The 21937-nt window shown below is 40.6% G+C and carries 18 protein-coding genes and 1 pseudogene; 17 read left to right on the forward strand and 2 right to left on the reverse strand.

Annotated features, from left to right (window positions below; genetic code table 11):
* Positions 1–279 precede the first annotated feature (279 nt).
* The 10 genes and pseudogenes from ACRPI0_RS02540 to ACRPI0_RS02585 all read left to right on the forward strand — a co-directional run bounded on the left by ACRPI0_RS02540 (position 280) and on the right by ACRPI0_RS02585 (position 10619).
* Positions 280–1152: a tyrosine-type recombinase/integrase gene (locus ACRPI0_RS02540; protein ID WP_432354597.1), complete on the forward strand. Its 873-nt coding sequence runs from the start codon at positions 280–282 to the stop codon at positions 1150–1152.
* Between the two features lie 173 nt (positions 1153–1325).
* Positions 1326–1472: a DUF960 family protein gene (locus tag ACRPI0_RS02545; protein ID WP_432354599.1), complete on the forward strand. Its 147-nt coding sequence runs from the start codon at positions 1326–1328 to the stop codon at positions 1470–1472.
* A gap of 669 nt (positions 1473–2141) precedes the next feature.
* Positions 2142–2618 (forward strand): hypothetical protein, encoded by a 477-nt coding sequence (locus tag ACRPI0_RS02550; protein WP_432354601.1) that lies wholly within the window; start codon positions 2142–2144, stop codon positions 2616–2618.
* 95 nt (positions 2619–2713) lie between these two features.
* The gene (locus ACRPI0_RS02555) at positions 2714–5293 is read left to right on the forward strand and encodes a hypothetical protein (RefSeq protein WP_432354603.1); all 2580 of its coding nucleotides are present in this window, start codon (positions 2714–2716) and stop codon (positions 5291–5293) included.
* A gap of 139 nt (positions 5294–5432) precedes the next feature.
* Positions 5433–6290, forward strand: coding sequence for a tyrosine-type recombinase/integrase (locus ACRPI0_RS02560; RefSeq protein WP_432354604.1), 858 nt, complete (start codon positions 5433–5435; stop codon positions 6288–6290).
* A 13-nt stretch (positions 6291–6303) separates the two neighbouring features.
* Complete coding sequence (locus ACRPI0_RS02565) at positions 6304–7077, forward strand: hypothetical protein (protein WP_432354606.1); 774 nt, start codon at positions 6304–6306, stop codon at positions 7075–7077.
* A 260-nt stretch (positions 7078–7337) separates the two neighbouring features.
* Complete coding sequence (locus ACRPI0_RS02570; protein ID WP_432355867.1) at positions 7338–8402, forward strand: flagellin; 1065 nt, start codon at positions 7338–7340, stop codon at positions 8400–8402.
* Between the two features lie 345 nt (positions 8403–8747).
* Positions 8748–8861 (forward strand): annotated as a pseudogene (locus tag ACRPI0_RS02575) (flagellin); the annotation flags it as partial.
* 545 nt (positions 8862–9406) lie between these two features.
* A complete protein-coding gene (locus ACRPI0_RS02580) occupies positions 9407–9658 on the forward strand; it encodes a hypothetical protein (protein WP_432354608.1) in 252 nt (83 codons plus the stop codon).
* 256 nt (positions 9659–9914) lie between these two features.
* Positions 9915–10619, forward strand: coding sequence for a gamma-glutamyl-gamma-aminobutyrate hydrolase family protein (locus tag ACRPI0_RS02585; protein WP_432354610.1), 705 nt, complete (start codon positions 9915–9917; stop codon positions 10617–10619).
* A 166-nt stretch (positions 10620–10785) separates the two neighbouring features.
* On the opposite strand, the gene ACRPI0_RS02590 is transcribed toward ACRPI0_RS02585, so the two are convergent.
* Both ACRPI0_RS02590 and ACRPI0_RS02595 read right to left on the reverse strand, forming a co-directional pair.
* Complete coding sequence (locus tag ACRPI0_RS02590; protein WP_432355868.1) at positions 10786–12240, reverse strand: glycosyltransferase family 2 protein; 1455 nt, start codon at positions 12238–12240, stop codon at positions 10786–10788.
* A gap of 336 nt (positions 12241–12576) precedes the next feature.
* Positions 12577–14559: a methyl-accepting chemotaxis protein gene (locus ACRPI0_RS02595; protein ID WP_432354612.1), complete on the reverse strand. Its 1983-nt coding sequence runs from the start codon at positions 14557–14559 to the stop codon at positions 12577–12579.
* Between the two features lie 407 nt (positions 14560–14966).
* Between ACRPI0_RS02595 and flaG the strand changes: the two genes are divergently transcribed.
* The 7 genes from flaG (at position 14967) to secA (ending at position 21927) form a co-directional block, all read left to right on the forward strand.
* Entirely contained in the window at positions 14967–15329 is a 363-nt protein-coding gene (gene flaG, locus ACRPI0_RS02600; RefSeq protein ID WP_432354615.1) for a flagellar protein FlaG, read from the forward strand.
* Positions 15330–15342: 13 nt separating this feature from the next.
* Entirely contained in the window at positions 15343–16845 is a 1503-nt protein-coding gene (gene fliD, locus ACRPI0_RS02605) for a flagellar filament capping protein FliD (protein WP_432354617.1), read from the forward strand.
* A gap of 33 nt (positions 16846–16878) precedes the next feature.
* Positions 16879–17280: a flagellar export chaperone FliS gene (gene fliS, locus ACRPI0_RS02610; protein ID WP_432354619.1), complete on the forward strand. Its 402-nt coding sequence runs from the start codon at positions 16879–16881 to the stop codon at positions 17278–17280.
* Entirely contained in the window at positions 17277–17630 is a 354-nt protein-coding gene (locus ACRPI0_RS02615; RefSeq protein WP_432354621.1) for a flagellar protein FliT, read from the forward strand. The genes fliS and ACRPI0_RS02615 overlap by 4 nt, the downstream gene beginning before the upstream one ends.
* Positions 17631–18005: 375 nt before the next feature.
* Entirely contained in the window at positions 18006–18368 is a 363-nt protein-coding gene (locus tag ACRPI0_RS02620; protein WP_432354623.1) for a PilZ domain-containing protein, read from the forward strand.
* Between the two features lie 123 nt (positions 18369–18491).
* Complete coding sequence (hpf, locus tag ACRPI0_RS02625) at positions 18492–19061, forward strand: ribosome hibernation-promoting factor, HPF/YfiA family (protein ID WP_432354625.1); 570 nt, start codon at positions 18492–18494, stop codon at positions 19059–19061.
* A 358-nt stretch (positions 19062–19419) separates the two neighbouring features.
* Complete coding sequence (secA, locus tag ACRPI0_RS02630; RefSeq protein WP_432354627.1) at positions 19420–21927, forward strand: preprotein translocase subunit SecA; 2508 nt, start codon at positions 19420–19422, stop codon at positions 21925–21927.
* Positions 21928–21937: the final 10 nt, after the last annotated feature.

A 21937-nucleotide genomic window follows, 5' to 3' on the forward strand; every position in this document is an offset into this window, starting at 1 on the left:
TGGACTACTTTGATTGCTGATTGAACCTTACAAGCGGAATTCACGACATTTCTTTCCGTATTCTTACGACAAAACTTATTGGGGATGTATCCATTTTTGCAGAATCCATGAATGACAAAGAACTAGAATGATTTCTGAATGAAAAAACTCCTGACATTATTATATAACTGTCGTGAGCTGGAAGGATGGCAAGTAAAAATGAATACAAAGAAAACGTAAAGGGCTATTGGTGTAGAACTACATACATCAATAGCCTTTTTCGTTATTGGGGGCGAATCAATGTTGGATGTAGGGGAATTTGCAAATTGGCTATTTACAGAGGGCAAAGCAGCCAAAACAATCGAGTCTTATGTGAATGATGTGAAAGGATTTCAATCCTATTTGCAAGAAAAGTTGAAGGATGTTCCAGTTCTATCCCGCTTTTCGTTTGTGCGGTACAAGGAACATCTGATAAAGGAGGGCTTTGCCGTTTCAACCATCAACAAAAAGATTACTAGTCTAAAGGTTTACAATGATTTTCTAAGAACCAAGGGAGTATTAAACGAAACAATCATTCAATTGAAGCGGGATAGAATCAAAATCGCTACTGGAAGTGAGGATACTGTGGATGCTCTTTCAGAGGAACAGGTTGAAACGCTGCTATTTTATATTGAAAACAGAAATAAAGTTAGCACTAGAAACAGGCTGATTGTGTATTTGCTGCTTTATACGGGTGTAAGGGTTAGTGAATTAGTTGGAACCAAGATTACAGACATTGACTTTCTGACAAGCCAATTGATGGTGATTGGAAAAGGAGGAAAGAGACGTGAAATCGGGCTTAGACAGGATGTGCTTCAATTAGTAAGGGACTACATGAAGGAAGAACGTTCTGAGTCCAATTTCAGCCATAGTGATTACCTGTTAGTAAGCCAAAGGGCAGAAAATATGCATCGTGACGCAGTAAGGGATTGGCTAGCAAAAATATCAAAAGAATTGGATTTCAAATTACATCCTCATTTTTTTCGTCATACATTCTGTACAAGACTGTTGAAAAAGGGTGTAGACCTTACAACTGTAAGTAAGCTAGCAGGACATTCCAATGTAAATATGACAGCAAGGTTCTACATTCAAACGACTAAGCAAGAGAAGATGGATGCGGTCAATCTTCTATAAGGATGGTGGAAAAAATGATTGAAAAAGAAAAACCAAGATACGCAACACAACAAATAGCATCAAGCGTAAGTGTTGAAATACAGGTACTACTTTAGAGGATAATGGATAGCCACAGGAACAATCAAGAACCATTGGACTAGTTACCAGTGTTTCATCTTCAAAGAAGCGGTGACATGCAAAGAGTTACAAACAAGCAGGAACAGCCGCCAATGAAATTGGTTGTCCAATTAGAACTTAAAGAAAGTCAATCTATTGATACAACCATTTGGATTGTGAATAATGGTTCCCATTACACCATGATGTTTCCAAATGACTACTGATTGGAGGGGAAAAGTATGGATACTAAGCAAATACTTATCATTAAAAAAGTGGTATGTGCTATTTTAGCAATCGCTTTGGAAGAATTGTCTAAGAAGAATAGAAGGTAATTGATTCGAAATTTAGAACAAGAATCCATTTTAGGTTCTTGTTTTTTTTGCAAATCACTTTGACTTCCTAATGAAGAGTCAGAAGTGAAAATAGGGGGGCTTCGATGCTACTGACGCTATTTTAGGTAATAAGAAGTTCCTGTTAACTATTGGATTGAATAGAAGTTTACTTTCAAAAAATTGAAAAGGTAAGGAAATACAACCTTACAACGTGGTTTTTTTGAAAGTATTTTTATTATGTGTCCAAATTGTGACGAAATGTGACATTCGGCAAGACTTAGTCTACAAGTCTGCGAAAAGGTGATTAAATATTTATAATAGTCATAATTATTTTACCTTTAATATGAACGGATAGGAATTATTTTCAATTATTTCAATCGGGAAGACTCGTAGACTAAGCATAAACGTCTGAAATAGTCTCTTTGTGTAACTACAATAAACGTTGGTATATAAGGGTTTGTTGCTCACTTGCGTTATTTTTTTAGGTGTAATAATATATGTCTTGCAAGAGAGCTACAAAAACTATTTCGAAAAAATGAAGCCTACTGGAGGGTCATAAAAATGCAAAAACATCAATCAAAATTAGTTCGTCCTTCAAACAAGTATAACTTAGAAGAAGGAGCGGTAGAAGGAAAAATCTACTCAGTGGCAGTTAACGAGTTTGATAGTGACTTTACCGATTCGGGCAAGCGAGATGTCCTTAATACTAAAGTAGAGTTTATTAAACCGAATGGTGAATTTTTCTACTTGTATTACGCCCCAACCATCACATGGTCCGAAAAAGGAAACTTTATGAAAATGCTTCATGACTTAGATGTAGTTCCAGCGAAAGGTGGGGAACTGGACATTAATGCCCTAATCGGTATGACAGTAACAGCTACGATTGAAAACGTTGAACGTGGTGATGTTGTTTACAGCAATATTGTAAGAATCCAGAAAAGAGGAACTGGTATTCAATATAAGGCATCCAATAAAGAAGATAGTGAAATGATGATTCAACTGTATGATGTTGATGACATCGAATTCGGTGACATGTAACACCCTAATTAAGCAACAGTACCGACTATAGTGGCATTGGTTGCTATAGTCCCTACTGACGCTATACGAGACAAAAACAAAGGAGTCGAATGAGAATGACGCATACAGAAGCAAAAACAACAGAAGAAATGACTATGGAATCTCTTTCTATACTTAAAAGAGTTGGAGGGGTAACAGAACTACGCATCTTGAAAACGTCTACGGGTACAGTTAGCGGCTACTTTGATGATAATAAAAAACTAGCAGAAATTGCAGCAAAATATGATGGAAACGTTCAAGCAGTCTACATCACACTAAATCCAGTGAAACCAGAATTGCTGTCAAGAGCTACAAACCGTATTGTTAAACGAGCCAAACTTACAACTTCTGATGCAGACATTGAATGCCGCCGCTGGCTCCCGATTGATTTTGACCCAGTACGTCCAGCGGGTATTTCATCAACGGATGAAGAACACCAAGTAGCTCTCACAATGGCGAAAGAAGTACAACAGTTCCTGAGGGCAAGAGGATGGAACGAACCACTTGTTGCAGATAGCGGAAATGGTGCTCATCTATTATACGCTATTGACCTTCCAAACGATGAAGAGAGTAATATGCTCATCAAAACAACATTAGTAGCATTGGACTTTCAATTCAGTAATGAAATAGTCAACGTTGATAAGGGTGTATTTAATGCCGCTCGAATTTGGAAGCTTTATGGAACGATGGCGTGTAAAGGAGACCATACAGATGAACGACCAAATCGAGTATCCCAAATACTTTCGTATCCAAAAGAACTGAAAGAGGTATCGAAGCAACAACTACAGGCATTAGCCTCTATTTGTCCAACTATTTCTCACGAAGGAAAATCATCTTCCAAAAAGAGTAATACAGAAGCAGGGTTCAATCTTGAAGAATTCATTGAAGAACATGAACTGGATGTAGTATTTACCGCTTCATGGCAAAAGGGAGCAACGAAATATGTGTTATCAACTTGCCCTTGGAATGAAAGTCATACAAATAAAAGTGCATATATTATCCAATTTGAAAATGGAGGTATTGCGGCGGGATGCCATCATAATAGCTGTTCGGAAGAAAACTGGCAGACATTACGGAAGAAATTTGACCCAGATTGGAATCCGTCATCCTTTAAAGAAGAAACAAAGAAAGAATCACAAGCGGATATCTTAATCAGTGTAAGCGATAAAGCCGAGTTCTTCCAAAATGATTTAGGAGAGGCTTATGCAGCAGTGATTCTTAATGGTCACAAGGAAGTCTTAAAAGTGAAAAGTAGGAAATTCAAAATGTGGCTAACCAAGCAATATTATGACACAACAAAAAGAGCACCATCCAGTGATGCAATGAATCAGGCACTTGGCGTTATGGAAATGAAAGCCGCCTTTGATGGGGATGAACATAGTTTGCAGTTACGAGTGGCAGAAAAAGATAGTGATTTTTATTATGACCTAGCGAATGCCGATTGGAGTGTTGTAAAGGTGGAGCCGGAGGGATGCCAGGTATTAAAGGATTCTCCCATCCTATTCACCCGCAATAAGAATACTAAGGCACAAGTCTTGCCTGATTTTGATGGAGATTTGAAGCTATTACTAAATCACGTACGAATAAAAAGTGAAGATGACCAAATTCTTTACCTTACCTACCTAGTTACGTGTTTAATTCCGAGTATTCCACATGCCGTACTTGTATTTAGTGGTGAAAAAGGAGCTTCCAAATCCACCTCTATGCGGTTAACAAGACAAATTGTTGACCCTGCTGCACAAGACTTGTTAACTATGCCCAATAGTATGCAAGACTTGGCACTTTCATTGGCTAACAACTATATGCCATCATTTGATAATTTAGATGGATTATCTGCTGAAAAAAGTGACCTTTTATGTATTGCTTCTACAGGTGGTAGATTTAGTAAGCGAACATTATTTACAGATGATGATGAAACATTGCTAGACCTTAGAAGATGTGTTGGATTGACTGGTATCAATGTAGTGGTTACAAGAGCGGATTTGATTGACCGCTCCATTATTATTGAATTGGACCGTATTCCAGAAGAAGAGCGGAAAGAAGAACGAGAAGTGTGGGAAGCATTTGAAAAAGATAGAGCCAGTATAGTCGGTGGTGCATTAAAGGCACTATCAAAAGCAATGGCAACTTTCCCCGATGTAAAGTTAGACAAGCTTCCTAGGATGGCAGATTTCACTCGCTGGGGCTATGCGATTGCGGAAGCCTTAGGGTATGAGGGAGAACAATTTTTACAAGCCTACCTCCAAAATCGTAATCAATCAAATGAAGAAGCCATTTCATCTCACCCAGTAGCTGCAACAGTTGTAGCACTTATGAAATATAACGAATATTGGTCAGGTTCCGTTGCAAATTTGCTAGGTGAACTAGAACGTGTTGCTTATCAAGAAAAAGTGAATACCAACGTCAAAACATTCCCGAAAGCGGCACACATTTTAAGTAGAAGGCTAAAGGAAGTGAAGTCCAATTTAGAAGATGTCGGGATTACATTTGATATTCGGCATGCTGGGGACTCCAAAAAGATATCCATCCAAAAGACTGGTAACGGGGTTATTCCAATTCGCCCTCAACAAGAAACATTGAAGCTTACTGGGACTGATTCAAATGGAGTCATAGATGCAGAGCTATCGGAGGATTACGATGAATTTAAGGGATGGTAATCATCCACTTGTACCAACAGTAGTGTCAGTAGCGAAGGATAGGGTTGCTACTGACGCTATGTGAGGTACCTCTACCCGAATCGAAATAAGAATACAAAATTATATTATTACTATGAACTAATTGGAAGGGGATGTTTACATGTTATTTGTGGAATCACTTGAACGGTTTGCAAAATATCAAGCAAACATTGAACGAAGTCCAGTCACTATACGAGCCTATTATGAAGATTTAACACTTTTAATTCGTTTTATTGAAGAGAAATACAATAGCCCAGTTTACTTGGAGGACATTACACAAGAAGATGTGGAAGAGTACCTTTATTATCTTAAGGAGGTTAAGGGTAACCAGCCGATTAGTAGGAAACGTGTGTTAGGAAGCATACGGTCATTTTTCGGCTACGCATACAAAAGTGAGTGGTGCAACAAGAATGTGACAGCAAAATTGGAGTCAATTAAATGCCAGCAAAAAGAGCGACATTACTTATCCGAGGATGAGGTCAACCAGTTTGTAGATGCAATCGAACATGACCTCATTCGCCTAGTTGCACAAACTCTCTATTATACAGGAATGCGGATATCCGAATGCTTAAACCTTCAGGTTGAAGATGTGAATTTACAAGATAATCTGATTCACATTAGACATGGAAAGGGCAACAAAGACCGCTTCGTACCAATCAATTCAAAACTGAAGAAACTGCTAGTGGACTATAACGAGAACTGGAAAGTTGTTTCGGACAATTTCTTTGCCACAAGAATTTCAGGCGCTCTGTCACCTACAAGAGTTGCAAAAGTGTTTAGCGATACAAGGAAGTCACTAGGATGGAAAAAGAAAGTGACCGCCCATATCCTACGCCATTCCTTTGCTTCCAAACTAGTCAAAAACGATGTTCACTTGGTCAAGATTTCAAAACTGTTAGGACACAGCAGTCTAAAAACAACGAGTATTTACGTTCACAGTAACATGGATGATTTGAAAGATGCTGTTAACACGCTATAGAGGAGGAGTACAGATGGTTAAAGTAGAAGCATTGCAACCTATTTATGATGAAAAGGTCAAGAAGATTTTACAAGTGTTGGGGGAAGGTTTTTCAAGAGAGGAAGTAGCAGAGCAATTTCGTTACACAACGTATCGTTCGATGGATGGATATATGAATCGTAAAAACTTTCTTTGGGACAAACGGAAAGGAACCTATGTACCAGCGGATACTTTCAATGCTCCGTTGGAAACAATGGTGAACTTTCCATCCGACAAGGTTCGAAGAGTAGTGATGGAACTGAACAAGGAAGGAGCAGATTTGAAAGAGGTCGCATTGAAAGTGGGATTTGAAAACCATTTTGAAATGGCTCGTTACATGAAATCGAAAGGTTATGAATGGTCACAGGAAGTAAGGAATTATCTTTCTACTTCACCTACAATGCCTAAAGATGAGGTAAATGTTGCCTCTGCCAGCAGTGACGGTACATTGGTTAGTTCTCTTTCTATCGGAAATGGTGGTGTTGACCAATTTTCATCTTTACTAGAATGGTTGGCATCTAACAAGGATGGCTTGCAAAGTCTGTTGGGAGCGTCAGTAGCGTCAGGAAGAATTCCCCGTTTCACTATCCAAGGATTATTTACGACAAAATCGATTCACATGACGAATACGCTTGACCAAATGGTTCGAGACTTTAGCAAGGAAAAGAACATCAATCAGCGAGAGATTTTTGAGGTAGCATTGATAGAGTTCTTTCAGAAGTATGGTTATGCTCGTGAAGTCGGGACGTTGTTGCAACAAAATGCTTAGCAAATGGATTACTAATGGAAGAGATGATGAACAGTTCCTATGGGTTTCCTATTGGAATACTGTTTTTCACTCTTCCATTTTCTTATGCTTACCTAATGTTTTGGAACGGGTTCTTTCCATTATATTTGGTTTACCTAATGATGGACCTTCACATTCTGCAAATACCTTGGGTCACATGGGTTTCTTGGGTAGGAAGAACTTTGAATTTCGAGGTTACTTTTCGTCAGTTGAACAGTGCTTCAGGCGCACAATCAAAATCTATGGAGAAACTAGCTTCAGGTCTTCGTATCAACAAAGCTGGAGACGATGCAGCAGGTCTAGCAATCTCTGAAAAAATGCGTGGACAGATTCGTGGATTGGATATGGCATCTAAGAACTCACAAGATGGAATTTCTTTAATCGCAACTGCAGAAGGAGCGTTAAACGAAACTCACTCAATTCTTCAACGTCAACGTGAATTAGCAAACCAATCAGCTAATGATACAAATACGGCAGAAGACCGTAAAAACATTCAAGATGAAATGGACCAATTAGGTAAAGAAATTGACCGTATAGCAAGCACGACTCAATTTAATACTAAGAGTCTATTAGATGGTTCAATGGACAAAACAACTGCTGCTGCAGCAAATGTTCAAACTGGTGGAGTATTAAAAGCAGCTGCAGCTCTAGCTACAACTACTAAAGTAGTGGATTTACAAGATAAAGATGCAAATAGTCTTGGAATCATTGCAGGGGACGAAATCGAGGTCTCTTACGTAGTTGATGGAAAAACTAAAACGGACAAAATTACTGTTGCGGCAGGTACTGATATCGCGGCACTTTTTGCAGATACTAATGCCGCTGCGGATACTACAGCTTCAGTCGCAAATGGTAAAATTGAGGTAGCTGCAAAAACAGCTGGTAAAACAACTGCAGTTCATGGATTAACTATTACAGTTAAAGATGCAACTGGAAATGTGAAATCAGGTGCGACTAACGCCCTTTCTAGTTTCGGTGAAACTAAGCAAGCTACTGACATTCATGCCGATGGTTCTTCTACATTCCAAATCGGTGCTAACACTGGTCAAAACATTAACCTTGCTATTAAAGATATGGGTTCTTCTGCTTTAGGGGTAAAAGACCTTAAAGTTGGTAGTCATGGAGAATCAAATGTTGCACTTAAAGTTATTGATGCTGCTATATCTAAGGTATCTTCTGAACGTTCTAAATTAGGGGCAACTCAAAACCGTTTAGAGCATACTATCAATAACTTAAGCACATCTTCTGAAAACCTAACTGCTGCGGAATCACGTATCCGTGACGTTGATTATGCTGAAGCTGCTTAATTGCAGGAATAAGCACAGTCGTCCTGGCTGGTAACGGCTTGGATAATAATCGGGTGAATTGCTGGAAACCCCTAAAACTCACTTCCCTACAACGTAGCTGGAAACGGCAAGCGTGAATGGTTGAAAAGAAGCGAGATTGGGCAATCAGCAGCCAAGCTCCTGTCTCGAAAGAGTGGAGAAGGTTCAACGACTAGGATAGACCATCTAAGGCGCAAGCTATGGTGATGAAATCCGTAGGTGAAGCAATGTACATCAGCATTGTGAATCCGAAGTGCCCGACCCCTACTAAGAAATTAGAGGGTGAAGATATAGTCTAGTCATTTATGAAAGTAAATGTTTCGCACGATGGCGAAAGAAATGATGGAACAAACAAAGAACTCAATCCTTTCACAAGCAGCACAAGCAATGTTGGCTCAAGCGAACCAACAACCACAAGGAGTTCTACAACTTCTTCGTTAATATTAGATTACTTGATGGAGACTCTAGTTTTACTAGGGTCTCTTTTACATATAATGGTGATGAAATTAAAAGAGGTACCTGTGTGAGGTGCAATTCAGACACTATTCGGACTACCCAGTTTAGATGGAAAATATATGAGGAGACTATTAACTAAAGAGGTACCTGTGTGTAGTGCAATTCAAACACTATTCAGACTACCCAGTCGGGATTAAAAAGCATGTGAGGCCACTAATGATTAGTGTTTATTAATAGGTCTTAATACTAAGGATATATAAGACTTTGACATTTTTAAATTTGCTACTCTAAGCAATCTATGTATTAAGGTACTAGTAAACAATACATATCTTCTTTCATATAAACTTCCGATTATCAAAAAAGCCTACGGCAAGCGATTGGGCCGGTATTCCTAAAGTTTCTTAGCAGATTATCAAATACATAGTTTTAGCATTATATTACACACGATTTAATCTTTTGATGTAATCTCAGACACCATGTTGTATTTTAGAAGCCTGGTATTTGTGAAGAATATGATGGGAGGATTTTTGATGGACTACGAACATATAGAGTTAGAAGAAGCGAAACGGCAGTTAGCGCTGTCCAAGTTGCAAGACATGTTATTGGAAGAAATTGAAATGTATTTAAGTGAGATGAAAAGTATTGCAGAATATGCTACTAGCAATGAGTTGTCTGCTGAGGGAAGTGATAGGCTGAACGGGCGAATGAAAGAGATGCAAAAATCGATTCAGGCATTAGAAACACGATTATTGTTATCAAAGCAATCTACAATACTTCAATAGTTTCTTTCACTACTTTCCAAAGAGAATTTACGTTGTTTATGGTCCAATTTATAGTACCCTGATTAAAAACGAATGCTGAATAATTCATAAAACGATCCCGTTATCAGTAGAAATGTTTAATCAGGATAGACATTATTCAGTAAATAAAGAAAAGATTAAGGTCTGTCTATAGGGGGAATACAGCAAAAGGAATGAAATGCTGTCAGAGTGTGATGATAGTATTTCACTCGAACCTTATAGAAAAGAGGACTACATCATGAAACCAATCATAGGCATTACATCAGATATAGATGAAAACGGAGATACTTTTCTACTTGCAGATTACAGTCGTGCGATTTTGCGTGCCGGAGGGTTGCCGGTTGTGCTACCTACAGGACTCGAAGATATTGAAGAAATTTGTAATCGAATTGACGGATTGCTACTAACAGGTGGGGAAGATGTGAATCCACTATTATTTGGGGAAGAACCGAAGCGTGAACTTGGCAAGATTGCGCCTGAGCGGGATACGATGGAAATGGCGCTTGCGAAGAGTGCACTCGCTAAGGATATGCCTGTATTCGGTATATGTCGTGGCCATCAGATATTGACTGTTTCTCTAGGTGGAACGATTTATCAACACATTTACTCCGATGTAGAAGGACCTCTGTTGCAGCATAAGCAGCAAGCGGATAGAAACTATCCTACGCACACAGTTGAAGTGGAAGAGGGAAGTCGTCTTGCTGAATATGCTGAAGGGAAAGAAATTCTTGTGAATTCATTGCATCACCAAGCAGTACATGATGTAAGGAAACCATTAGTCGTTACGGGAAGAGCAAAAGATGGGATTGTGGAAGCGCTTGAGAGTACGGAGCATACATTTGTAATGAGTGTGCAATGGCATCCTGAAGCGCTTTCGAATCGGGCAGACAAAACGTCATTGAGATTATTTGAAGGGTTTGTAGAAGCTTGTATGCAAGACTAATTCATTGCTTAAACTAGAGTCGATTAGAGACTTCAAGTGCTAGATCACCGATTGGGCTGAATCGATTCAACTATTATTGTTAAATAAATATGATTACAAAAACGCGATTCGAATTTCCGAATCGCGTTTTTGAATGTGATGAAACCTACCACTTCATTCTATAAACCTAAGCTTTATGATGCCCACGCAACTTCCAAATTTGATACACCATCGCGATGGAAGAAATAATCGTTAGATAGGTTAGAACAATCCACCCTGATTGTAAGTACGGACTTAGGGCTATCTGAAAGGGTGCACTCGTTAGTCGTTCTCTTTGGTTGATACATACGAAGATGACTACTGCAGCAAGTATTACGACTGCAATCAGTCCTTCAGCTAATTTACTTTTTGTCTGTCCGCGCTCGGCACTGTATTGAATCGCCCAACCATCTTTTTTGTTCGCTGATAGTTTTCCTAGCCATACATTCGTGAAGGTGATGAGGTTCACCAATAAGTAGATCTCGGGACTAATGAGTAAGGCGGCGAAGAGGACGTCAATAGGTCTATGCATGGGGGTCTTCAAGGCGAGAATTGTATTTAAGATGGAAGCAAGAACGACAGGCGTGATCCAGATCCAGGACCACGTGAACTGATCAGTTGCGATGCTAAGAACGAGCAAAACAATTAATAGGACTCGGATGATTAAGTTCATCATTGTTTTTACTTGGGCAAGCCAAATTTTACTTTGGTGCTTGGAATGCACCCCGATATTGCTGTTAGTCAGTAACTCGACTGTCCCGGATTGCCACTTGTTCCGTTGCTGTCTGAACGTATGATACGATTTCATTGCATCTACATAACAGCGGGCATTAGGGCTAATGAGTGTCTTCCACTTTTTCTGGATTTGCCACGTTAGTAGCATATCTTCTACATCACTTTCATCTTGCCAAGGGCCGTCTAATTTGTTTTCATCGATGACGTCTTGAAGTGCTTCGGGACGAAAGAGTGTGGCTTGCCCGCCAAGTACATACGTACTTCCGCCACGGTATTGTAACTCCAGCAGCCAGCTCGCCATGTCTTGTTTTTGCTGGTGGGTCCACCAACGTTCACGAAACCCGCCATATTCACCCGCTGCAATTTTGTCTTCATAATGAGGGTCCGATTTTGAAAGCAAGCTCTTCTTTTTAGGCATTCGCATCGTATATTTCGCCATGACGCCACCGATATTGCGGGAGCTCATTAGCCCATTCCAAAGATGGGATAAAGCTTGAGGAGCCAATCTACTGTCAGCATCCATCCCGAGAATCGCTTTGATAGAGGTTTTATAAAACTCTTGAAAGAGCGTTTGTTTTTTATCATACAAATCTAAAGGGTCCCCGTAAATATGCTTCCAAGCTGTATTTAGCGCACCTACTTTACGCTGCTTATTATTTTTAGTCGTAAGGACAGTTACTCTCAAGTTGAGTTCCACACCTGCATCTAAAGCAAGTTCCTCAGTCCGATCCGAACAATTATCAGCGACGACAAATACATCCATTTCCACGTCTTTTGGCAACGTCTGATCAGCAAGCCCTTCTAAGCAATCGCGTATCGACTTTTCTTCGTTATGGGCGGGAATAAATACAGCAATACGCGGCTTCATGTACGTATTTCTCACTTTAGGTAGTATTGATAATGAAGGGGAATTCGGGTGTTGCATGTTTACAGACAGCTCATCCATCGCGATGTCGTCACCTCTCTACAGTCACAAATGACTTCTTAACCCAATTAGTCAGAATCCTTAAGTGAGCTATCAATCAATCTATCTATACAATACTGAGCTGCTACTGAAATTAGAACAAAACCCAGTTAACTATAAAATATACTCGATTTTAAGTAGAGAGGGTGTATGCTGCTCGCACTGCATCTAGAAGAATCCTACAATGAAAAAAAGGACTGTCAAATGAATCGACAGTCCTTTTTGCTATGTTGTTATACCTTAAACCTTAAACCGATCAATCGCATGACTCAACTCTTCACTCAAGTTCGTCAGAGTCTCCGCAGCATCCGTCACAGACTGGATTGCACGAAGTTGTTCTTCTGTTGATGCACTCACTTCTTCACATGCTGCAGCGGTTTCTTGAGACGTCGCAGCCATCATTTGAATCGTCATCGCGACATCATCTTTATGATTCGATACAGCTTGAATCTCAATTGAAATCGAGTCAATTGAGGCTTGCATATCTTCCATCAATGCTGACAATTGACCAAACGTCGACTCTGTTTCTTTAACGACGACACCTTGGTCGCGGAACGTTGTAATCGTTTCTTCCATTTGTTCCGTTACTAGGCGTGATTCTTCTTGTAACTGATGGACAGTCGTTTGTACTTCCTTTGTAGCGCGTGCAGATTGTTCTGCGAGCTTGCGTACTTCGTCTGCCACAACCGCGAATCCTTTACCGTGTTCACCTGCACGTGCTGCTTCAATACTAGCGTTCAAAGCAAGTAAGTTCGTCTGGGATGAAATATCTGTGATTGTATCCATTACACCACCGATGGCTTTAACTTTTTCGCCAAGTGTTGCAATCGCTTCGTTCATCGATTTTAAGTTCATGCCAGAAGATCGGAATGTTTCTTGCAATTGAGCCATTTGGGTTTGTCCATTTGCATTCATGCTACCGGTGCGTTCAGCGATTTCAGTCATCGATACAGCACGTTCTGTAATGCCATTAATTTGTCGACCGAGTTCATCTGCACGTTCTGTCACAATTTCTGCGTCTTCTGCGGATTTAGAGGCACCTTCCGCGATTTCATTTACCGCATGTGCCACTTCAGAACTGGAAGCACTTGTTTCTTCTGCAACAGCACTTAGACTTTCCGAGTTCGTTCGGACGTTATCAGCCGATTGGTTCACAACGGAAATTATGCTGTGCATACTTGAAATCATTTCGTTAAAGTTATTACTAAGTTGACCAATTTCATCTTTTGTTTGAATGTCAGAATGCGTCGTTAAATCACCTTCAGCGACAGCATCCATTGATTTACGAAGACTTGCGATCGGCTTCAACAATTTACCAATGATGAAGAATAAGGCAATCGCAACAAACGCTAATGTGATTACTGAAATGATTAAGATAGAAGTTCTGAGTTGTTTCGCCATACCCATTAACTTTTCTGTTTTATAAACAGTTCCTACTTTCCAGCCAAATTTAGGGAGGGTAGTGAACACACTTACAGATTCATTTCCTTTGTCATCTTTGAACTCCAAATCTCCTTTTTGATACATAAACATGTCTTTTACGTATTTGAGGTCCATCATATTCTCTCCGCTTTTTGTCGGATGAGAAATGGCAGTTCCTTCTTTGTCATACAACACGGGATACCCCTCGTGTGCGATATCTATAGAATTCAATGCATCAGTCATCGCCGATAGTTGAATGTCTACACCTGTTACACCAGCGAGTTTTCCATTGACTAGTACAGCTTTTGAAGCGGTGATGACAAAGTTTCCTGTTGCTTCGTCTACATATGGTGTTGACCATTGCACCTTATCAGGATTTTCTGAAGCAGCCTGATACCATTCACGGCCCGTTGGATCGAAACCAGTTAGATCTACAACAGGGTAGATCCCGGTATATTTTGAAGGAAGTGCGTAATAGACAGAAGATGCGTCTGTATATTTACTGAGAAATTCTTCAAGCTTAGCTATTAAGACCCGTTCGCTTACTTCCTTGCCATCAGGTCCAGTAAATGCAGAAAGAGTTTCTGTCGTTCCTAACAAATCCAATCCTTTATCATATTGACCGAGAAAGTTCTCGACGGAAATCGCCATCTCATCGGACAGACCTGTGCTTGAATCGATAATGTTCTCAAGTGAACGCTTTTTAACTTGCCCGTTCAACATATAAGCCATAAGTAAAATACCGATTAAAAATAGTACTATTACTGCTGAAATTATTTTAGTCTTTAATGACTTAGTCATCGAATAGAGCCCCCTATGTGAGTTACGTATACTTCATTATTTTCGGTTGGAGATGAAGGATGTTAAGTGAAAAAATTCACTTGACCAAAGTTTATAATCATGATTATGTAATGACAGGAAAAGTGAATAATAATTACCAAAAAAATAAAAACGATTACCCAGTTACTCGGCAATCCCTTTGTTAGTAGATTAAACTTTAAAAAGATCGATTGAATGACAAAGTTCTTCACTCAAATACATCAAGATTATTTTATTATCAAATTCCCCTCATATAGAAACTATGTAGTACGTACTACTTCGGTCTGATTTCTTTCAAGTTGAAGGTGTTTTGTCGATTAGAGGTTAACTTTATTTCTCAACTGCCGATATAGAAGGTAATTGAGAAGGACACTGAGGAGGACGGAGACATGGTTAGTCAACTAGGGGGAAGTCCCGACCGCCATCAAGGGGCTAGTTCTGTAGAAGGAACGCCATCCGAAATTGTGACAAAAGTGGAATCTATTAAAGACCACGGACACGAACAAGCATCTAGAGAGCGCGATTTGCCTGTAAAAGAAGCAAAAGAACTAACAGCAGGGATAAATAAGTTTCTAGAAAGCGTCGACACACAGCTACGATTTAAAATGCATGAAGAATTAAACGAATACTATGTGACGATTGTAGATTCGAAAACCGACGAAGTGATTCGAGAAATTCCATCCAAAAAGTTATTGGACATGCACGCAGAAATGAGAAAATTCGTAGGACTACTCATCGATCGTAAAATTTAAGGAGTGAGTGTAAATGAGAATTAGTGGTTTAGCCAGCGGTATCGATACTGAATCGATGATCAAAGATCTTATGAAAGCCCAACGACTCCCGTTGGATAAAGTGAATCAGAAGAAGTCATATTTTGAGTGGCAGTTGAAAGACTTTCGTACCGCTAACCGCGATTTAAAGGATTACAGCACAAAACTTTTCGACAACTCAATTCTATCGAAGAACTTCAACCAGAAGAATGTTACGGTTTCAGCACCCGATGATGTATCGGTTCGGTCGAAAGGTAATGCGGATGATTTTTCTGGGACGATAAAGATAGAACAACTAGCTACAAATGCGACGATGCAAAGTGGGAACATTGATGGCCATGCTTCAATAAAATTAGCAGGTGAAGCTGAACTGACAATTACATCACCAAATGGAAAGTCTGTTGATGTGAAGTTCGCAAAAGATGATGACATTAATGCGATTGTGAAAAAGATTACTGAACAAAGCGGTGTCAGAGCCTTCTATGATTCTGTTTCTGGGAAAATTGGCATATCCGCTAAAGAGAGTGGAAGTGGTGCAATCGGCATTGAATTCAAGTCAGGTGAAGACTTAACTGACACGTTAAGTTTACGCGGAGCTTCTCCAGATCCTTCGATACCATCTGAATTATTCCCACCAGGTAAATCGGCGACATTTAGCTCCGGTGAAAACTCGATTGTCTATTATAATGGAATGAAAATCGAACGGGAATCAAATACATTTGATCTCGATGGAATGGAATTCACGCTAAAAGCAGTAAGCAGTAAAGAAATCACTTTCAACTCTACTACCGACACAGAAAAAGTATTTGATTCAATTAAAGGATTCGTAGATGACTATAATAAGTTAATTGAAGATCTGAATAAAAAGATCCGCGAGCCTAAGTATCGCAACTTCCAACCATTGTCTACTGAACAAAAAGCCGATATGAAGGAAAAAGAAATTGAACTTTGGGAAGAAAAAGCAATGAGCGGTACGTTGCGTAATGATCCTGAAATTTCGAAGTTACTATCAACAATGAGAAGCATTTTAAATCAATCTGTACCTACTGTAGATGCGGATGGAAAGCCGGGTACTATTAATCTTAGTTCTATTGGTATTACAACTTCTAGCAACTACTTAGAACACGGTAAACTGATCATTGATGATAAAAAATTAAAGGCTGCCATTGCAGAAAATCCTCAGGATGTAGAGAAATTATTTAATAACTCAGATGAGAATGTTAAAGGAAATCAAGGACTTGCACGTAAACTACGTACAGCGGTAGATGCATCGCAAGCTGCAATTCAAAAAAGCGCGGGTAAAATTGGTGATAGCAACAGTGCTTTCACACTCGGTAGGGCGCTGGACGACATGAACAAGCAAATTGAACGTTTCGAAGTTCGAATGAAAGCAGTCGAAAACCGTTATTGGAAACAATTCTCTGCCATGGAATCCGCGATCCAGCGCGCAAATAATCAATCTGCAAGTTTGATGAATGCGTTCGGTGGCGGCAATTAAGTGAACACGTTATTCAAAAGGAGAGTTCTATAAATGGTTGTGCATAATCCGTACGCTACGTACCAAAATAACTCTGTTACTACGTCAACGCCAGGTGAATTGACTTTAATGCTGTATAACGGTTGTTTGAAATTCATTGAACAAGCGAAGCGTGCAGCAGAATCAGGTCAAATTGAAGAAAAAAATACAGCTGTGCAGAAAGCACAAGCGATTATTTCTGAGCTCATGCTTACATTAGACGCTACGTTCCCCGTAGCCAAAGATATGCTCGTGTTATATGAATTCGCGAACAGCCGCTTGGTTGAGGGAAATATTAAAAATGACTCCAAAATGTTCGAAGAAGCTGCTGAAATCATTAAGGATTTCCGTGATACGTGGAAGCAGGTCATACAACTTAATCGCCAGAAACAATATGGCAATGTGAGTGAGATATGATTCGGAAGGAACTCGTTCAGTGGAAAGTGGTAACGGATCGCTTGCTTGCGCTTCCAATTGCGAGTGACGACGATCAGCGAGATGTGATGATTGCAGCGATTGAGTCGATTTTAGATGAACGTGAGCAGTTGCAACCAAAGATTCAACCACCTTTTTCTTCTGAAGAAGAAGAGTTCGGGAAAGATTTGGTTGCAGTGGAACCGCGTGTAGCTTTAAAACTTGAAGAGTATTTGACAGAAATCCGTAAAGACTTATCTACTTCTCAAACTAAAAAAGATAGTGTGCGAAGTTATGTAAATCCTTATAGTAAAGTTGCTCGCGATGGTACATTTTATGATACGAAACAGTAATACGAAAGCCGGTGATTTTTTAGAATCATCGGCTTTTACGTGTCTTTTATTAATTATCAGAATGTAAAGGTCTTAATGGTAGCGGGAAATAATCGAACGAAGATGTAGAATCATAGCGTTTGCACAAATGAATCAGACATAATTGCCTTCGCGGTTAAGAGAAGCTCGTTCAGCGAATGCTGAGCGAGTATTCTTTATACATGCGGCAAGGACTTAACACATACATTTGATGGATGCTAACTTGCGATAAGAGGTTTGCGTTTGCTCGCTTACGGTAATAGTAGTAGACGGAGAACTTAGTCTGAAAACTAGGGACGATGCTGGTTAACTTTGGTATACTGAAGGCACTAGAGAATTGGATGGAGTGTGGTAGTGATGCACTACAAACGAGACGAATCGTTCAGATATCACTTTGATGAACCCGTGCCAGCAGAATTCAGTATTTACTTAAAGAACAGTGATCGCCCGGGAACCGGAAAAGGGGATTCTAAGTTACTGGATATCAGTCCAGGCGGAACACGTATGGAAACCGCTTTTGATATCCCGGTAAAGCGAGATGAAGTAGCTCTCCGATTGCGGTTCAACTTGTTCCAGCAGCCGATTGAAACAAACGGTGTCATCGTTTGGAAGGAAGCGACAGCAACAGGTTGGATTTACGGCATCGACTTTGATGAAGATGCGTTAATCGCACAAACAATCATCAATGATTTGAAGCTACGCACGCAAGCTGAGCGTTAACTTGTAAGGTGAGCAATTCGGCAACAACCGACAAAATTCTTTTTGGATTTTAAGAATAAAAAAAGGGTTTTGTTCGGACAATGTAGAAGATAGAGATATGGTCAAATTAAAGGAGGAGTTTATATGTTAGACTTCAACATTCGTGGCGAAAACATCGAGGTTACTCCAGCAATTCGAGAGCACGTCGAAAAGAAAGTCAGTAAACTGGAAAGGTACTTCACTGAGACTTTGAAAGCTACAGCTCATGTGAACTTGAAAGTATACAGCGATAAGCAAACTAAAGTTGAAATTACAATTCCAATGAAAAATTTGACACTTCGTGCAGAAGAACGCCATAACGATTTGTACGCTGCCATCGACTTGATTGTTGATAAGCTTGAGCGTCAAATCCGTAAATATAAAACACGTGTAAATCGTAAATTCCGCGAACGCGAAGGCGTTAGTGCATTCTTACAGGCAACAATGGAAAGTGATTCTAAGGAACAGGATACAGCTGAGGATGAGAACGAGTTCAATGTAGTTCGAACTAAACAGCTTGACTTGAAACCGATGGATCAAGAAGAAGCGATTCTTCAAATGAACATGCTTGGACACGATTTCTTCATCTTCACTGATGGTGAGTCGGATGCAACAAACATCGTTTACAAACGCCGTGACGGCAAGTACGGTTTGATTGAAACTGGAGCTAATTAATGTATGGAAACCGCCTGTAACTTGGGCGGTTTTTTTTTTGTGAATCTTAAGGACTCCGTTGTAGCGTCTGATCGCTCCATTATCATGGCTAAGCGATCGATTATGATGTACAACCGATCCATTTCGATACCTATGCGCTCCAATGTGACCAGCAACCCGCCCGATTGCTACGGAAACCCGCTCATTCCAAATTGGAACCCGCCCGATTACACCGCTAACCCGCCCACTTTCATCAGTCCAGTATCCTACTCTGGCCACCCCATAATCCAAAAGTCGGAAATTTCGTTGCATTGCATTTGCGCCTGTCCATTCACAATGTTAAAATGAGGGGTGAACTTTGTGAGGATGTGACCAAATTATGCTAAGCGTATTGAATAAAATGTTTGATCCGAATAAACGTGATTTGAAACGACTAGAAAAGATTGCTGATCAGACGGAGGCACTTGCTACTGAAATGGAGCAATTGTCCGATACTGATTTAACAGCGAAGACAGCAGAATTCCAGGAACGTGTAGCAAAAGGCGAGTCTGTCGATGACATTCAGCCTGAAGCGTTTGCGGTTGTGCGGGAAGCTGCGCGCCGTGTACTCGGCTTGTATCCGTTCCGTGTTCAAATCGTGGGGGCAGCTGCTCTTCATGAAGGCAATATCGCAGAGATGAAAACTGGTGAAGGTAAGACGTTGACGTCTACACTTGCGGTGTATTTGAACGCACTTGAAGGTAAAGGCGTACACGTTGTTACTGTCAACGAATACTTGGCATCTCGTGACGCACAGGAAATGGGACAGTTGTATGAGTTCCTTGGACTGAGTGTTGGTCTGAACTTGAACCATTTGGGCAAAGATGAGAAGCGTGAAGCGTATCTTGCAGATGTGACGTATACGACAAACAACGAGCTCGGCTTTGACTACTTGCGCGACAACATGGTGCTGTACAGTGAGCACAAAGTACAGCGTCCACTTCATTATGCGGTCATTGACGAAGTTGACTCCATCTTAATTGACGAAGCACGAACACCATTGATCATCTCGGGGCAAGCTGCGAAATCAGCAGAATTGTACCGACTTGCGAATCGGTTTGTGACGACGTTGAAAAAAGAGGATGACTATACGTTTGATGAAACAACGAAAGGCGTAACGATGACGGAAGCGGGTATCGAGAAAGCGGAGCAAGCGTTCAGCATTGATAACTTGTTCGACTTGCAGCACGTAACGCTTAATCATACAATCAATCAATCATTGAAAGCGCACGTGAGTATGCACATTGACGTGGATTACGTAGTTCAAGAAGGCGAAATCGTTATTGTCGACTCATTCACAGGGCGTCTCATGAAAGGTCGTCGCTACAGCGATGGACTTCATCAGGCAATCGAGGCGAAAGAAGGACTTGAAGTCCAGAACGAATCGATGACACTTGCGACGATTACATTCCAGAACTATTTCCGGATGTATGACAAGCTTTCAGGAATGACAGGTACAGCGAAGACGGAGGAAGAAGAGTTCCGCAACATTTATAATATGAACGTTGTAGCAATTCCGACGAACCGACCGATTTCTCGTGATGACCGTCCAGACTTAATTTTCTCTTCAACTGAAGGGAAGTACAAAGCGGTTGCAGATGATATTAAAGAACGTCACAAAAAGGGCCAGCCGGTACTTGTCGGTACGGTTGCGATTGAGACGTCTGAAATTATCTCAGCTTTCTTGAAGAAATATGGAGTGCCTCATAATGTCTTAAACGCGAAGAACCACGGACGTGAAGCTGAAATCATCGAACAGGCAGGTCAGCCAGGTGCGGTTACAATCGCAACGAACATGGCCGGTCGTGGTACGGATATTAAGCTTGGCGAAGGGGTTCAAGATGTTGGTGGACTCGCAGTTGTCGGTACAGAGCGTCATGAATCGCGTCGTATCGATAACCAGCTACGTGGACGTTCCGGACGTCAAGGGGATGACGGTGTCACACAATTCTATCTATCGTTAGAGGATGAATTGATGCGCCGTTTCGGTTCTGAGCAAATGAAAGGCATGATGACGAAACTCGGTATGGATGATGAAACACCGATCCAATCGAAGATGGTCTCACGTTCTGTAGAGTCTGCTCAAAAACGTGTCGAAGGAAATAACTTCGATTCCCGTAAACGATTACTTCAATATGATGATGTGTTGCGTCAGCAACGTGAAATCATTTATAAGGAACGTAATGATGTGTTGGAATCAGATAACGTACGCCCTGTACTGGAAGCAATGCTTGAACGTGTTGTGGAAAATGCAGTTGCGATTCATACGACTGAAGAGAAGCAAGAAGACTGGAGCATCAAAGGTCTTGTTGACTATCTAGGTGCAAATCTCTTACCGGAAGATCGGTTCACAGTAGCTGATTTAGAAGGTAAATCGGTACAGGAATTGACTGATTTCATCAAAGCAGAAGTATTGAAACGTTATGATGAAAAAGAAGAAGAAATGTCCCAAGAGAAGATGCGCGAGTTTGAAAAAGTCGTATTGCTACGTGCAATCGATACGAAATGGATGGACCATATCGATGCGATGGATCAGCTCCGTCACGGGATTCACTTACGTGCGTATGGTCAGAGTGATCCACTTCGTGAGTATCAATCTGAAGGTTTCGGTATGTTTGAAGAGATGGTCAATTCCATTGAATCAGATGCATCGAAATACGTCATGAAGGCGGAGATCCGCAATAACCTAGAGCGCGAAGAAGTAGCGAAGGGCCAAGCGGTGAATCCGAAAGAAGATGGCGAGAAGACTGTGAAAAAACCGGTACGTCGCTCGGTCAATATTGGCCGAAACGACCCATGTCCTTGTGGCAGCGGTAAGAAATATAAGAACTGTCACGGCCAAGAGTAATCTTGTGCGT

It is taken from the genome of Sporosarcina sp. A2 (assembly GCF_050858885.1).
In the GTDB taxonomy this organism is placed as follows: domain Bacteria; phylum Bacillota; class Bacilli; order Bacillales_A; family Planococcaceae; genus Sporosarcina.